Genomic DNA, 15,175 nt, shown 5'->3' with positions numbered 1-15,175 from the left:
AGGTTAGCGGGCAAGCTCGCGACGGATAATGTCAGCCCCGGCGCTTAACGCCTTCAGCTTACCGTTGGCGACCTGGCGGGAAAGGGGAGCCATACCGCAGTTGGTGGACGGATAGAGCTTATCTGCATCAACAAACTGCAACGCCTTGCGCAGCGTATCGGCGACCTCTTCAGGCGTTTCGATGGTCTGGGTGGCGACGTCAATTGCCCCGACCATCACTTTTTTACCACGGATAAGCTCCAGCAGATCCATTGGTACGCGCGAGTTGTGGCACTCCAGCGAGATAATATCGATCTTTGAGGTCTGCAACTTTGGAAACGCCTCTTCATACTGGCGCCACTCGGAGCCGAGCGTCTTTTTCCAGTCCGTATTGGCTTTGATGCCGTACCCGTAACAGATATGTACCGCGGTTTCGCATTTCAGTCCTTCAATGGCGCGCTCCAGCGCGGCAATGCCCCAGTCATTCACCTCGTCGAAAAAGACGTTAAAGGCAGGTTCATCGAACTGAATAATGTCGACACCGGCCGCCTCCAGCTCGCGGGCTTCCTGATTAAGGATTTTTGCGAACTCCCAGGCCAGCTTTTCACGGCTTTTATAGTGAGCATCGTATAGCGTGTCGATCATGGTCATCGGGCCGGGCAGCGCCCACTTGATCGGCTTGTCCGTCAGCTGGCGCAGGTATTTCGCGTCGTCAACAAACACCGGTTTCTGACGCGCCACCGCGTCTACCACGGTCGGCACGCTCGCATCGTAACGGTTACGGATGCGTACCGTCTGACGGTTCTCAAAATCCACGCCGCTGAGATGTTCAATAAAGGTGGTGACGAAATGCTGGCGAGTTTGTTCCCCGTCGCTGACGATATCAATCCCGGCGCGAATCTGTTCATCCAGAGACAAACGTAGCGCATCCTGTTTCCCTGCAAGTAATTCCTCGTCCTGGAGTTTCCACGGCGACCAGAGCGTTTCCGGCTGCGCAAGCCAGGTGGGTTTCGGCAGGCTGCCAGCCGTCGATGTCGGGAGCAATGTTTTCATGAGAAGAACCTTTTATCCGTATTAAATGAAAGCGTGAAGTGATGAGACCACTGCTCAAGAAGGGTTTTGTAGGGTTTGATAAACCGCTCTTCGGTATATTTCCCCTGTTCAATGGCCAGCCGGCTGCGCTCTTCACGGTCATAGACGATTTTTGTTAATGAGTGATCCTGCTGATTCAGGTCGGGCTGATAGCACTGTCCCGCAGCGGAATTGGCATTGTAAATTTCCGGTCGATAGATCTTCTGGAACGTCTCCATGGTGCTGATGGTGCCGATCAGCTCCAGATTGGTGTAATCACGCAGTAAATCGCCGGTGAAGAAGAAGGCGAAAGGCGCGACGCTGTTTTCCGGCATGAAATAGCGAACCTTCAGGCCCATCTTCGCGAAGTACTGTTCCGTTAGCGACTCGCCGTCCGGCTGGTACTCATACCCCAGCACCGGGTGGTGGTTACCGGTACGACGATAGGTGTCTTTGCTGGAGACGCTCAGGCAGATCACCGGCGCTTTTTTGAAGTTCGCCTGATATTCCGCAGAATGAACGAAGCTTTTAAAGATATTGCCGTGCAGCTCGCCAAAATTCTCGGGGAGGGTAAAACGGGGTTGATCTTTATTATGCTCCAGCAGCAGGACGCTGAAATCATAGTCACGAACATACGATGAGAAGTTATTTCCGACGATGCCTTCGATGCGCTCGTGGGTTTTTTTATCCACGATTGTCGTTTGCAGAATTTCGATGGCCGGGAAAGTAAAATCGCCGCCGATATTCATATCGACTGAAATAATCTCCAGCTCGACGGCATAGCGGTCAGCTTTCGGGTTATCCCAGCTCGCCAGCGCGTTAAAGCGGTTGTTGATCATCACCAGCGTGTTGCGCAGGTTCTCCTGACGCTTCTCGCCACGCGCCAGGTTGGCGAAGTTGGTGGTGGTACGCGTGTTTTCTGACGGGTTATAATTTTCATCAAAGCAACTGCGCTTAAGGGTAAATGTGAAAGCCTGACTCATTTGGTTATGCATCCTAAGTTCATGTTGCCGGAACGTTATCAATGCATAATTTATGCCTGAGCCCCTGGCGCAGGGGAAGTGACTTAATTTCACTGCAACATGAGGGTTCTTCATGAACTGCGCGATTCAGGTATAATCCCCCGACATTTCCAACCGGTTTAAACGAACATGACAAAACTCACCCTACAAGAGCAGATGCTGAAAGCGGGCTTAGTCAGCAGTAAAAAGATGGCCAAGGTCCAGCGCACGGCGAAAAAATCCCGCGTCCAGGCTCGCGAGGCGAGAGAGGCTGTTGAAGAGAACAAGAAAGCCCAGCTGGAGCGTGATAAGCAGCTGAGCGAACAGCAAAAACAGGCGGTGCTGGCAAAAGAGTTCAGGGCGCAGGTGAAGCAGCTGATTGAGATGAACCGCATCACCGTGGCGAAGGGCAACATTACCTTTAACTTTACCGACGGCAACCTGATCAAAAAAATCGAGGTCGATAAGCAGACGCAAACCCAGCTGATCAACGGCCGTCTGGCGATTGCCCGACTGGTGATTAATGCGAAGGGCGACTGTGATTACGCGATTATCCCGGCGGTGGTGGCGGATAAAATTGCCCAACGCGATGCGGACAGCATTGTGCTTAACAGCGCGCTGAGTCAGGAAGAGCAGGACGAAGACGATCCGTACGCAGATTTTAAAATCCCTGACGATTTAATGTGGTAATCCCCGCTCAGAATGGCGCGGCGTGACAGGCGTTTATCGTCTCGCCGCTCAGCGGATGAATAAAATTCAGAACGCTGGCATGCAGCATCAGCCGGGGCGTTTCTTCCGCGCCCGGCCATTCCAGACCACCATACAGATCGCACCCCAGAATCGGGTGGCCTAACTGCTGGCAGTGAATGCGCAGCTGGTGGGTGCGCCCGGTCTCCGGGGTAAGCTCTACCCGCGTCAATGGCATTGTCGTATCCTGATAAATACGTTCCATCACCCGATAGCGGGAGCGAGCGGGCTTACCTGTGCGGGCACAGATCGTCATCAGCGGAAACAGCGCCGGATCTTTGGCAATCGGGGCATCCACGGTCCCTTCGTCCTGTTCCACATGTCCGCACAACAGGGCGGTGTAAACCTTGCTCACGGCGCGCTGGCTGAACTGGTGGCAAAGCGCGGCGTTAATCGCTTTGTTACGCGCAATGACCATCAGACCCGAAGTGCCAAAATCAAGACGATGCACCAGCGTGCAGCCGGGAAAGGTTTGCACCAGACGGTAGTGGACGGAATCGCGGTTTTGCGGATTTTTCCCGGACAGGCTGAGCAGGCCGGAAGGTTTGTTGATCAGCAGCAGATGCTCGTCCTGCCAGAGGATCTCAATGTCGTCGTGACAGGGTGGTGCAATAAACGTATCGATAATGACAGACATCAGGCCGCCCGGCTGGAGAGTGGGTGCGGATGATAACGAAATATGCAGGAAAAGAAAAACCCTCCCACCGGGCGGTGAGAGGGGTAGATCTTAGGCAGCGACCAGGCTGTCGATAGCGGCTTTCGCGTCGGACTGCGCTTTGGTAGCCACTTCCGGGCCGTAAGCGATACCTTCAGCGAACACAAAGTTCACGTCGGTAATGCCGATGAAGCCGAGGAACAGGGTCATGTACGGCGCCACCAGGTCGGTTGGGGTATCTTTGTGAATACCGCCGCGGCTGGTCAGTACAACCGCACGCTTGCCTTTTACCAGACCTTCCGGGCCGTTCTCGGTGTAACGGAAGGTTACGCCAGCGCGCGCCACCAGGTCGAAGTAGTTCTTCAGCTGGGTAGGAATGTTGAAGTTGTACATTGGGGCGTTGATCACGATAACGTCGTGCGCCTGCAATTCAGCAATCAGCTCGTCGGAAAGCGCCAGGGCTTCCTGCTGACGCGGGGTAAGAGGCGCATCGCTCGGACGCAGCGCGCCAACCAGCTCGCCGTCCAGCACAGGAATTGGGTTTGCCGCCAGGTCACGCACGGTGATTTCATCCGCGCTGTGCTGTTCACGCCACTGTTCAACGAAATAGTCAGACAGCTGACCAGACTGTGAATACCCTGCCAGAATACTGGATTTCAACACTAATACTTTGCTCATGGGAAATTCCTGTTTTGTATTTGATTGAGGGGGTTGCCCCGTTGCTTGTTGACACTTTATTCACAATCCTGCCACAGGGATAGCGCAATATATCGAAGCCTATGTTCGAATTTTTTGAATAAGGCGCGCAAAGCGCTGATGTGGTACTCTATAGCAATCATTAAAAAGAGATTTTATCCGGCAGTGCACTGCCCGTTAACGCTATGACAGAACACCAAAAATTGACCTTCTCCATGCTGATGCAAAAGCTTGATTCACTGATGCTGCGCGATAAACAGCGGTTTGCGCGCCGTCTGCACGGCGTTAAGAAGGTTAAAAATCCTGATGCACAACAGGCCATTTACCAGGAAATGGCCAAAGAGATTGAACAGGCGGCAGGGAAAGTTGTGCTGCGTGAAGCCGCACGCCCGGAGATTACCTATCCGGAAAACCTGCCCGTCAGCCAGAAGAAACAGGACATTCTTGAGGCCGTACGCGACCACCAGGTGGTGATCGTCGCGGGGGAAACCGGTTCAGGTAAAACCACCCAGTTGCCGAAAATCTGCATGGAGCTGGGCCTCGGGTTGAAAGGGCTGATCGGTCACACCCAGCCGCGTCGTCTGGCGGCGCGCACCGTGGCGAACCGTATTGCGGAAGAGCTGCAAACGGAGCCGGGCGGCTGCATCGGCTACAAGGTGCGATTCAGCGACCACGTCAGCGATAACACCATGGTTAAGCTGATGACAGACGGTATCCTGCTGGCGGAAATCCAGCAGGATCGTCTGCTGATGCAGTACGACACCATCATCATCGATGAAGCGCACGAGCGCAGCCTGAACATCGACTTCCTGCTCGGCTACCTGAAAGAGCTGCTGCCCCGGCGTCCGGATCTGAAAATCATCATCACCTCTGCGACCATTGACCCGGAGCGTTTCTCAAAACATTTCAACAATGCGCCGATCATTGAAGTCTCAGGCCGAACCTACCCGGTTGAAGTGCGCTATCGCCCGATTGTGGAAGAGGCGGACGATACCGAGCGCGACCAGCTTCAGGCCATCTTCGATGCCGTCGACGAGCTGGGCAACGAGAGTTCTGGCGACATTCTGATCTTCATGAGCGGCGAGCGCGAGATCCGGGATACCGCCGATGCGCTCAGCAAACGCGATCTGCGCCATACCGAGATCCTGCCGCTGTACGCGCGCCTGTCCAACAGTGAGCAGAACCGCGTGTTCCAGCCGCACAGCGGACGCCGCATCGTGCTGGCGACCAACGTGGCCGAAACCTCGCTCACCGTGCCGGGCATTAAATACGTGATCGACCCGGGTACGGCGCGCATCAGCCGCTACAGCTACCGAACCAAAGTTCAGCGCCTGCCGATTGAGCCGGTTTCCCAGGCGTCGGCTAATCAGCGTAAGGGCCGCTGCGGCCGCGTGTCGGAAGGGATCTGTATTCGTCTTTATTCGGAAGACGATTTCCTGTCGCGCCCGGAGTTTACCGATCCGGAAATTCTGCGGACCAACCTGGCATCCGTTATCCTGCAAATGACCGCGCTGGGGCTGGGCGATATCGCCGCCTTCCCGTTTGTGGAAGCGCCGGACAAGCGCAACATTCAGGACGGCGTGCGTCTGCTGGAAGAGCTCGGGGCGATTACCACCGACGAGCAGGCGACGGCCTACAAGCTAACGCCATTGGGCCGCCAGCTTAGCCAGTTGCCGGTCGACCCGCGTCTGGCGCGCATGGTGCTGGAGGCGCAAAAACACGGCTGCGTGCGCGAGGCGATGATCATCACCTCGGCGCTCTCCATTCAGGATCCGCGCGAGCGCCCAATGGACAAGCAGCAGGCGTCGGATGAAAAACACCGTCGCTTCCACGATAAAGAGTCTGATTTCCTGGCCTTTGTGAATCTGTGGAACTACCTGGGCGAGCAGCAAAAAACGCTCTCTTCAAATCAGTTCCGCCGTCAGTGCCGGGTGGATTTCCTCAACTACCTGCGCGTGCGCGAGTGGCAGGATATCTACACCCAACTGCGCCAGGTGGTAAAAGAGCTGGGCATTCCGGTCAACAGTGAACCGGCGGAGTACCGCGAAATTCATATCGCCTTGCTGACCGGCCTGCTGTCCCATATCGGGATGAAGGATGCGGATAAACAGGAATTTACCGGCGCACGCAACGCGCGTTTCTCCATCTTCCCGGGCTCCGGGTTGTTTAAAAAGCCGCCGAAGTGGACCATGGTCGCCGAGCTGGTGGAAACCAGCCGTCTGTGGGGGCGTATCGCCGCGCGTATCGATCCGGAGTGGGTTGAGCCGGTGGCGCAGCACCTGCTGAAACGCTCATACAGCGAGCCGCACTGGGAGCGCGGGCAGGGCGCGGTGATGGCGACGGAAAAAGTCACCGTCTACGGCCTGCCGGTGGTGGCCGCGCGTAAGGTTAACTACAGCCAGATCGATCCGGCGCTGAGTCGCGAGCTGTTTATCCGCCATGCGCTGGTGGAGGGCGACTGGCAGACGCGTCATGCGTTCTTCCGCGAAAACCTGAAGCTGCGCGCCGAGGTGGAAGAGCTTGAGCACAAGTCCCGCCGCCGCGACATTCTGGTGGACGACGAGACGCTGTTTGAGTTTTACGACCAGCGCATCAGCCACGATGTGATCTCGGCGCGCCATTTCGACAGCTGGTGGAAGAAAGCCAGCAAAGAGACCCCGGACCTGCTCAACTTTGAAAAGAGCATGCTGATCAAAGAGGGCGCGGAGTCGGTCAGCAAGCTCGACTACCCGAACTTCTGGCATCAGGGCAACCTCAAGCTGCGTCTGACCTATCAGTTTGAGCCGGGGGCCGACGCGGACGGCGTGACCGTTCATATTCCGCTGCCGCTGTTAAACCAGGTCGACGAGAGCGGGTTTGAGTGGCAAATTCCCGGCCTGCGCCGCGAGCTGGTCATTGCGTTAATCAAATCCCTGCCTAAACCGGTGCGGCGTAACTTTGTGCCGGCGCCGAACTACGCCGAAGCGTTTTTGGGCCGCGTCACGCCGCTGGAGCTGCCGCTGCTGGACGCGCTGGAGCGTGAGTTCCGACGCATGACCGGGACCACCATCGACCGCGACGACTGGAACTGGGATCAGGTGCCCGATCACCTGAAAATCACCTTCCGCGTGGTGGACGATAAAAACAAAAAGCTGCTGGAAGGCCGCTCGCTTTCGGAACTGAAGGACGCCCTGAAGGGCAAAGTGCAGGAAACCCTGTCTGCCGTGGCGGACGACGGTATCGAGCAGAGCGGGCTGCACATCTGGAGCTTTGGTCAGCTTCCGGAAAGCTATGAGCAGAAGCGCGGGAACTATAAGGTCAAAGCCTGGCCCGCGCTGGTTGATGAGCGCGACAGCGTGGCGATTAAGCTCTTTGACAATCCGCAGGAACAACAGCAGATGATGTGGCGCGGGCTGCGTCGACTGCTTCTGCTTAACATCCCGTCGCCGATTAAGTATCTGCACGAGAAGCTGCCGAACAAAGCCAAGCTGGGGCTCTACTTTAACCCGTACGGTAAGGTGCTGGATCTGATCGACGACTGCATCTCCTGCGGTGTGGATAAGCTGATCCACGAGGCGGGCGGTCCGGTCTGGACGGAAGAGGGCTTTGCTCAGCTTCATGAAAAGGTGCGCGCGGAGCTGAACGACACCGTGGTGGAGATTGCCAAACAGGTCGAGCAGATCCTTACCGCCGTGTTCAATATCAACAAGCGCCTGAAGGGGCGGGTGGATATGACCATGGCCCTGGGGCTGTCGGACGTCAAGGCGCAGATGGCGGGGCTGGTGTATAGGGGCTTTGTCACCGGCAACGGCTTTAAGCGTCTGGGCGATACGCTGCGTTATTTGCAGGCGATTGAGAAGCGTCTGGAGAAAATGGCGGTCGATCCGCATCGCGATCGCGCGCAGATGCTGAAAGTCGAAAACGTGCAGCAGGCGTGGCAGCAGTGGCTCAACAAACTGCCGCCAGCGCGTCGCGATGACGACGACGTGCGGGAGATCCGCTGGATGATCGAGGAGCTGCGCGTCAGCTTCTTTGCCCAGCAGCTCGGTACGCCGTATCCGATTTCGGATAAGCGTATCTTGCAGGCGATGGAGCAGATCTCCGGCTAAAACCGTTGCCCGGTGGCGCTGCGCTTACCGGGCCTACGGGAGAGCATGTGGGCCGGGTAAGGCGCAGCGCCACCCGGCATGTTTTCACGCACTGCTCCAACCGCCGCCCAGCGCTTTATACAAATCAATTTGCGCCAGCAACAGGTTGTTTTTCACCTGTACCACGCTGGTCTGCACCGAGAACAGCGTGCGCTGCGCATCGAGCACATCCAGATAAGAAGAGTACCCGTTGCGGTAGCGGTTTTGCGCAATCCGCAGCGTTTCCTGCGCGACCGCCTGCTGTGCCAGCAGCTCGGTAAGCTGTTCCTGATAGCGGGTGATGGCATCAAGGCTGTCATTCACCTCAGCAAACGCGTTACGCACGGTTTTTTCGTAGCTATACAGAGCCTGATTCCGCTGGGACTGGGAGATATCCACCTGCGCATTCAGCGCCTGACGGTTCAGCAGCGGCGCAAGAATACTGCCGCCCACGCTCCAGAGCTGTAGGGGGTTATCCAGCAATCCCGACAGCGTGCGATCCTGCACCGATCCCGTGGCCGTGAGGTTGATCGACGGCAGCAGGCTGGCGCGCGATGCCGCCAGCGTCGCGTCTGCCGCAATCAGCTGACGTTCCGCCTGAACGATATCCGGGCGCCGGTTGAGTAGTGTCGACGGCAGCTGGGAGGGCAGTTTCAGCGGCGTCAGGGCATCAAAGCTTTCACCGCGCGCAACGTCACCCGGGTTGCTGCCCAGCAGCAGGCTAAGCGCATTTTCCTGCTGTGCAATCTGGTGCTGAAGCAGTGGAACCTGGGCGCGGGTGGCGCGCAGCTCAGAATCCGATTGCATCAGCTCAAGGCGAGAGCTGTATCCCGTCTCAAATTGTCGTTTGGCGAGATTGAACGCCTCTTCACGCGACTTCAGCGTGGATTGGGTAACGCGAAGCTGTTCATCCAGCGACAGCAGGGTGACATACCCGGAGGCCACCGATGATGCGACAGTAAGATCAGCCGCCGCTGCCGCCGCCTTTTGTGCCTCCAGCGATGCTTCAGCGGCACGGGAGGTGCTACGGTTTACGCCCCAGATATCCACGTCGTAGCTGGCGGTCAGGCTGCCTTTGTACAACGTACCGTATACCGGAAGCCCCGTGGCGGCGGACTGCGAGCGTGCGCGCGTCCCGGTCACGCCCGCGTCAAGCGACGGGAACAGACTGCCGTCGGCGGCGAACACCCGGGCCTGGTACTCGTTAATCCGCTCGCGTGCAATCAGCACGTCGCTGTTGTTCTTCAGCGCCTGATCCACATAGCGGTTCAGATTGCTGTCGTGAAAATTTCGCCACCAGAGCTGCTCTGTCGGGCTGGCTGGCCCCGACGTCGCGCGCCACTGGGCCGGTATGTGCAGGGACGATTTGGCGGGCTCAACGTCAACCGACTGGCATCCCGCCAGGATAGCCATCATCAGCAGGCCGGCTATCGGGCGAAGCGTCATTGTTTCGCCTCCCGCGTGTCGATGGTCACCTGCACCGACATGCCAGGGCGCAGCAGCCGGTACGCCTCCGGCTCACCGAGTACTTCAATGCGTACCGGGATGCGCTGGGCGATTTTAACAAAGTTGCCCGTGGCGTTATCCGGGGTGATAGCGCTGAACTCGACGCCTGTGGCCGGGGATATGCTCTCCACGCGGCCCTGATAGGCTTTATCGTTTAAGGCATCGACGGTGAATTTCACCGGCTGTCCGACGCGTAAATTCGCCAGCTGCGTCTCTTTGATATTGGCGATCACCCAGTGCTGCGGCGGGACCAGCGTGGTAAGGTGCGTCCCGGCGGCGACGTACGCCCCCAGACGCACTGCAATCTGCCCGAGCTGACCATCACGCGGCGCGACAATCCGGGTGTTTTGCAGATCGATCTGCGCCAGCTCCAGCGCGGCTTTCGCATTCTCAACGTCGGCCTCCAGCGAACCGCGATTGACGATAACCGTTTGTAAATCCTGACGCGACATCTCAAGCGTTGCTTTCGCCTGGTCGATATCGGCGCTCCCCTGGGCGGCACTGGCCAGTGCCGAATCGCGCTCGCGAATGGAAAGGGAGCCGTCCGCGGTCAGCTCTTTCACGCGTTTCAAATCCGCCTGGGTTTTCAGACTTTGGGCACGGGCGTTTTTCAACGCCGCCTCGTTTTTGGCAATCACCGCTTCCGCGCTTCTGCGCTGTTGCAGGTTGTTATTAAGAGCTGCAATTTTCATTGCCAGCTGCGCCTCGGCCTGATGGACGCGCTGGCGATAGATACGGTCATCTATCTGCAACAGCAGCTCGCCTTTTTTAACCTGCGCGAAATCCTGAACATGGACCTCGGTAATGTAGCCGTTTACCTGAGGACTGATGAACGTAGTCTGGCCGCGCACGTAGGCGTTATCGGTAAACTGGGCATGACGCGTGAACGGGGGCAGCTGCCAGGCATAAAGGATCACCAGTACCCCGACAATGCCGATAGCCGCGGCGGTGAAAATGGACACGACGCGCACGTTTTTACGGGTGTTGGCATGCTCTTTGGCGGCATCCTGCTGACTCATAACCTCTCCTGAAAAATAGTCATTACTTGTTGCCAGTGGCGTTCTTAAGGGCCATACGGGCGGTGATGCGCAGGCGCAGCAAGCGCCATAAAATCCAGACCAGCGTGGCAGTGGCAATGCTCGCCGTCAGGAGATAAGTATCGTTGTAAGCCAGAATATTTGCCTCAAGCGCCGTCACCGTCTGGAGCTGGGTAATGGCCTGGGTTCCCAGCAGGGAACTGTCGCCAATCAGGCTTTTGTACATCTGGGTGTAAAGCTGAATGCGTTCGTTCACCAGCGGGTTAAGGGTGGTGAGCTGGTCAGCCAGCAGGCTGGAATGGTACTTCTCGCGCCAGGTCTGGAAGGTGCCGAGGATCGCGGAACCCAGCAGGCCCCCAAGGTTCTGACTCATGCCAAACATCACGGAAAAGCTGACCAGGTTGCGCGGGTCGGCGATCACCCCGCCAATGGCTGCCAGCATCGCAGGCGCGAGGAAGAAAGCGCTGCCGAAGCCCAGCAGGAACTGGCTGAAAATAAGCTGATCCGGCCGGGTCAGGTTGTTGGACTGGCTGTCCAGCAGCGAGGCGACGATCATCAGCACCAGCGAGGTGATTATCGGCCAGGCCAGTTTAGTGGGCTTAATCGTCAGACAGCTGGTGACGATACCGCAGACGATCCCGGCGAAAATAGCCCACGCCAGATGGGTCATCTGTTCATTCTGTAGGCCCACATATTGCAGCCAGCCGATGACGCCCGTGTTCTGCTCCGCCAGTACGATGCGGATCAGCAGCATAATCAGCCCCAGGCGTACGATGCTGCCGCTGGACAGCCAACGGGTATTAAGCAGCGGGTTGCTGCGGTTATGTTCAAACACGATCGCAGAGACAATCAGCACCAGCGAGAGGGCCAGCGCCCAGCCGATCCACGGCGCTTCAAACCACCAGTCCAGACGCCCTAACGACAGAACCGCGCACAGCAGCGCCATGCCGGGCGCAAGCAAAAAGAAGGTGATGAAATCTTTCTTCTCGAAGACTTTGCGCCGATCGCCCGGCGGCAGCTTTAGCACCATCACGCAGGCCAGGGAGATCAGGGCCAGACCCAGCTCGAAGAAGTACAGCCCGCGCCACTCATCAAGCTGTAACAGCTCGGTGGAGAACAGCCGCGCCAGCGGGATCGCCAGGGACGACCCGGTAATGCCAATGGTCAGCGCCTTCAGTCGATGCTTCGCGGGCCAGGCCTGTATCTGGTAATAAATGCCGAGCGAGCTGAGCGCGGCGGCGACCATCCCGTGTGCCGCCCTTACCATCAGCGCCGAGCTAAGATCGTTCACAAACAGGTGGAAAAAGGTGACCAGCACATACAGCACCAGGAAGCCTTCCGTAAAGGCGCGCAAACCGTACTGCTGGCGAAACTTTACCAGCAGCAGGTTGATGGACACGTTGGTCATGACATAGACGGCAGGCAACCAGGCGATTTCAGTCGACCAGGCGCCAAAAGTGCCTTGCAGATTTTGCAGATTAGCGGTGACGACCGCGTTACCCAGCGCCCCGGTCAGACATACCAGCAGGCCGACCACGCCATAGGCGATCCGTTTTGGGGTTGGATGTTCCGGGGTGGAAGGGGAACCCAGCAGGGCGGGTTTCTCGTGTGGCTGCCACTCGCGAGGAGCATAAGGGTCGCGTTGGGGCAGGCGCATAACGTGGTTTACCTTTCAAAATGTTGAATTGTGAGCGGGCTAATGATTCTAAGGCTGACGCAAATCATAATTCAAGTGAATACGATTTTCTCAAGTTAATCAAATGTGAGTGCTTTTTGAGAACGTTCCAGCCCGTTTTTTCAGCATTCATGCCATAGCATGACGCGCAGAAAGGGGGATAATCGATGGCTCTGTATGCTGTAAGGAGGTAACGATGACAATGGCACTTTTCCCCTGTCTGCCTGGCACAACCCTCGACGCCGTGAATACCGTTGGGGCGTGGCTTGCTCAGGACGACTATCAGGACAATCAGCCCGTTGATCTGGTGATTCTGGCGGGTAATGCGGTGATCCCCGCGATTGATGCTGCCTGTAAAAACGCGGCTGAACAGGGTGTTCCTCTGATCATCAGCGGCGGGATCGGTCACTCGACGACCTTCCTCTACGCCGCGATTGCGAAACACCCCCGCTATAACAGGATACCCACCACCGGGCGGGCTGAGGCAGCTATTCTGGCCGACATCGCCCGTGAATTCTGGAACATTCCGGCTGAGCATCTTCACGTTGAGGATCAGTCGACCAACTGTGGTGAAAACGCCCGCTTCAGCCGGGCGTTGATGAAACAATCCGGACTGAACGCCGCCCGGGTGCTGGTGGTGCAAGACCCGACGATGCAGCGGCGCACAATGGCTACGTTTGCCCGCGTATGCCGCGACGAGGCCGCAGCGCCCGCATGGGTGAGTCATCCCGGCCTGACGCCCGTGCTGCAAAACAGCGACGACGGTCTGGTGTTTAGCGGCCCGGTCGAGGGGTTATGGCCGGTAGAACGTTACCTGTCGCTGGTGCTGGGTGAATTTCCGCGACTCAGGGACGACATCAACGGCTACGGTCCGGCGGGACGTGATTTCATTGCCCATGTCGATATCCCTGCCGACGTGGACGCCGCGTGGCAGATCCTGCGAAACGACGTCATTCTCACCGACGCGCTGGTGAGCCGTTCTCTGCTGTAATGCTCTTGCCCGTTTGCGCCATCTTTTACGCAAACGGGCAGCCTTTGTTGCCGATTTGTGATTTTGGAAACGGGCTGACCCGTATCTTTTATGAGATATCTCACAAAAACAGGCTCATAGAGTAGGCAATTGCCCCGGTAATTATAGTTTTTAACAATAAGTTTACTTGTTAAAAACAGTGTGATTACAGGAGCAGGTTATGACAGTACCCGTACAACATCCTATGTATATTGATGGACAGTTTGTTGCCTGGCAGGGTGATGCATGGATTGACGTGATCAATCCGGCCACGGAAGAGGTCATTTCCCGTATTCCCGACGGCACCGCCGAGGACGCCCGCAAAGCCATTGACGCGGCAGAGCGCGCGCAGGCTGGCTGGGAGGCGCTGCCAGCCATTGAACGCGCCAGCTGGCTACGCAAAATTTCTGCCGGGATCCGCGAGCGCGTCAGTGAAATCAGCGCGTTGATTGTGGCCGAAGGCGGCAAGATCCAGCAGCTGGCGGAAGTGGAAGTGAACTTTACCGCTGACTATATCGACTATATGGCCGAGTGGGCGCGCCGGTATGAAGGGGAAATCATTCAGAGCGACCGTCCGGGCGAGAATATTCTGGTGTTTAAGCGTGCCCTGGGCGTCACCACCGGCATTCTGCCGTGGAACTTTCCCTTCTTCCTGATTGCCCGTAAGCTTGCTCCCGCGCTGATCACCGGCAACACCATCGTTATCAAACCGAGCGAATTTACCCCAAACAACGCCATCGCGTTTGCCAAAATCGTCGATGAGATTGGCCTGCCGAAAGGCGTCTTTAACCTGGTGCTGGGCCGGGGTGAAACCGTCGGACAGGAGCTGGCCGGGAATCCGAAAGTGGCGATGGTCAGCATGACCGGCAGCGTCGGGGCAGGTGAAAAGATCATGGCTGCGGCTGCGAAAAACATCACCAAAGTGGGGCTGGAGCTGGGCGGTAAAGCCCCGGCCATCGTGATGGACGATGCCGATCTTGAGCTGGCCGTGAAGGCCATTGTGGATTCACGCGTCATCAATACCGGGCAGGTGTGTAACTGCGCGGAACGTGTCTATGTCCAGAAGGGGATCTATGACCGCTTTGTGAATCGTCTGGGCGAGGCAATGAAAACCGTCCAGTTTGGCAATCCGGCTGAGCGAACGGATATTGCCATGGGGCCGCTGATCAACGCCGCCGCGCTGGAGCGCGTGGAGCAGAAGGTGGCGCGCGCGGTGCAGGAGGGGGCCAAAGTGGTCCTTGGCGGTAAAGCGGCAGAAGGTAAAGGGTATTTTTATCCCCCAACGCTGCTGCTGGACGTGCGTCAGGATATGGCCATCATGCACGAAGAGACCTTTGGCCCGGTGCTGCCGGTGGTGGCTTTCGACACCCTGGAAGAGGCCCTGAACATGGCCAACGACAGCGACTACGGTTTAACCTCGTCTGTTTATACGCAGGACCTGAACGTCGCCATGAAAGCCATTAAGGGGCTTAAGTTCGGCGAGACCTACATTAACCGTGAAAACTTTGAAGCGATGCAGGGCTTCCATGCGGGCTGGCGGAAATCCGGTATCGGCGGGGCAGATGGTAAACACGGTCTGAATGAGTATTTGCAGACGCAGGTGGTCTATTTGCAGTCGTAATCAGGAGCCCCCTCCATGCGAGGGGGTTCACATTTTCAGGAAAGGTGGTTATGTTGGCGCGATAATGGTTAT

At 57.3% G+C, this 15,175-nt stretch carries 11 protein-coding genes; 4 read left to right on the top strand and 7 right to left on the bottom strand.

Annotated features, from left to right (window positions below):
• Window positions 1-3: 3 nt before the first annotated feature.
• Both ACOTX4_RS17695 and ACOTX4_RS17690 read right to left on the bottom strand, forming a co-directional pair.
• The gene (locus tag ACOTX4_RS17695) at window positions 4-1,032 is read right to left on the bottom strand and encodes a methionine synthase (RefSeq protein WP_003857302.1); all 1,029 of its coding nucleotides are present in this window, start codon (window positions 1,030-1,032) and stop codon (window positions 4-6) included.
• Window positions 1,029-2,033, bottom strand: a complete 1,005-nt coding sequence (locus tag ACOTX4_RS17690) for a DUF1852 domain-containing protein (RefSeq protein ID WP_032610219.1) — start codon at window positions 2,031-2,033, stop codon at window positions 1,029-1,031. The genes ACOTX4_RS17695 and ACOTX4_RS17690 overlap by 4 nt, the downstream gene beginning before the upstream one ends.
• Before the next feature lie 168 nt (window positions 2,034-2,201).
• Here ACOTX4_RS17690 and ACOTX4_RS17685 point away from each other — a divergent pair, with 168 nt between their 5' ends.
• Complete coding sequence (locus tag ACOTX4_RS17685) at window positions 2,202-2,741, top strand: DUF2058 domain-containing protein (protein WP_003857300.1); 540 nt, start codon at window positions 2,202-2,204, stop codon at window positions 2,739-2,741.
• A gap of 7 nt (window positions 2,742-2,748) precedes the next feature.
• On the opposite strand, the gene ACOTX4_RS17680 is transcribed toward ACOTX4_RS17685, so the two are convergent.
• Entirely contained in the window at window positions 2,749-3,435 is a 687-nt protein-coding gene (locus tag ACOTX4_RS17680) for an RluA family pseudouridine synthase (protein ID WP_003857299.1), read from the bottom strand.
• A gap of 90 nt (window positions 3,436-3,525) precedes the next feature.
• Window positions 3,526-4,131: an FMN-dependent NADH-azoreductase gene (gene azoR / locus ACOTX4_RS17675; protein WP_003857298.1), complete on the bottom strand. Its 606-nt coding sequence runs from the start codon at window positions 4,129-4,131 to the stop codon at window positions 3,526-3,528.
• A gap of 203 nt (window positions 4,132-4,334) precedes the next feature.
• Between azoR and hrpA the strand changes: the two genes are divergently transcribed.
• A complete protein-coding gene (hrpA, locus tag ACOTX4_RS17670; protein ID WP_063937581.1) occupies window positions 4,335-8,237 on the top strand; it encodes an ATP-dependent RNA helicase HrpA in 3,903 nt (1,300 codons plus the stop codon).
• Between the two features lie 84 nt (window positions 8,238-8,321).
• On the opposite strand, the gene ACOTX4_RS17665 is transcribed toward hrpA, so the two are convergent.
• Genes ACOTX4_RS17665 through ACOTX4_RS17655 form a run of 3 tightly spaced genes read right to left on the bottom strand, consistent with a single transcriptional unit; the run spans window position 8,322 to window position 12,455 of the window.
• The gene (locus ACOTX4_RS17665; RefSeq protein ID WP_023324614.1) at window positions 8,322-9,701 is read right to left on the bottom strand and encodes an efflux transporter outer membrane subunit; all 1,380 of its coding nucleotides are present in this window, start codon (window positions 9,699-9,701) and stop codon (window positions 8,322-8,324) included.
• Window positions 9,698-10,780, bottom strand: coding sequence for an HlyD family secretion protein (locus tag ACOTX4_RS17660; protein WP_421635404.1), 1,083 nt, complete (start codon window positions 10,778-10,780; stop codon window positions 9,698-9,700). Before ACOTX4_RS17660 ends, ACOTX4_RS17665 begins: the two co-directional genes overlap by 4 nt.
• Before the next feature lie 22 nt (window positions 10,781-10,802).
• Window positions 10,803-12,455: an MFS transporter gene (locus ACOTX4_RS17655; protein ID WP_003857293.1), complete on the bottom strand. Its 1,653-nt coding sequence runs from the start codon at window positions 12,453-12,455 to the stop codon at window positions 10,803-10,805.
• A gap of 214 nt (window positions 12,456-12,669) precedes the next feature.
• Between ACOTX4_RS17655 and ACOTX4_RS17650 the strand changes: the two genes are divergently transcribed.
• Entirely contained in the window at window positions 12,670-13,464 is a 795-nt protein-coding gene (locus ACOTX4_RS17650) for a YdcF family protein (RefSeq protein ID WP_072202968.1), read from the top strand.
• A 199-nt stretch (window positions 13,465-13,663) separates the two neighbouring features.
• Complete coding sequence (gene aldA / locus ACOTX4_RS17645) at window positions 13,664-15,103, top strand: aldehyde dehydrogenase (protein WP_022651158.1); 1,440 nt, start codon at window positions 13,664-13,666, stop codon at window positions 15,101-15,103.
• Window positions 15,104-15,175: the final 72 nt, after the last annotated feature.

Source organism: Enterobacter cloacae complex sp. IR5459 (assembly GCF_049238005.1).
GTDB lineage: Bacteria > Pseudomonadota > Gammaproteobacteria > Enterobacterales > Enterobacteriaceae > Enterobacter > Enterobacter hormaechei_C.
The sequence above is the reverse complement of the archived record's forward strand: the minus strand, read 5'-3'. Positions and strand labels throughout refer to the sequence as shown.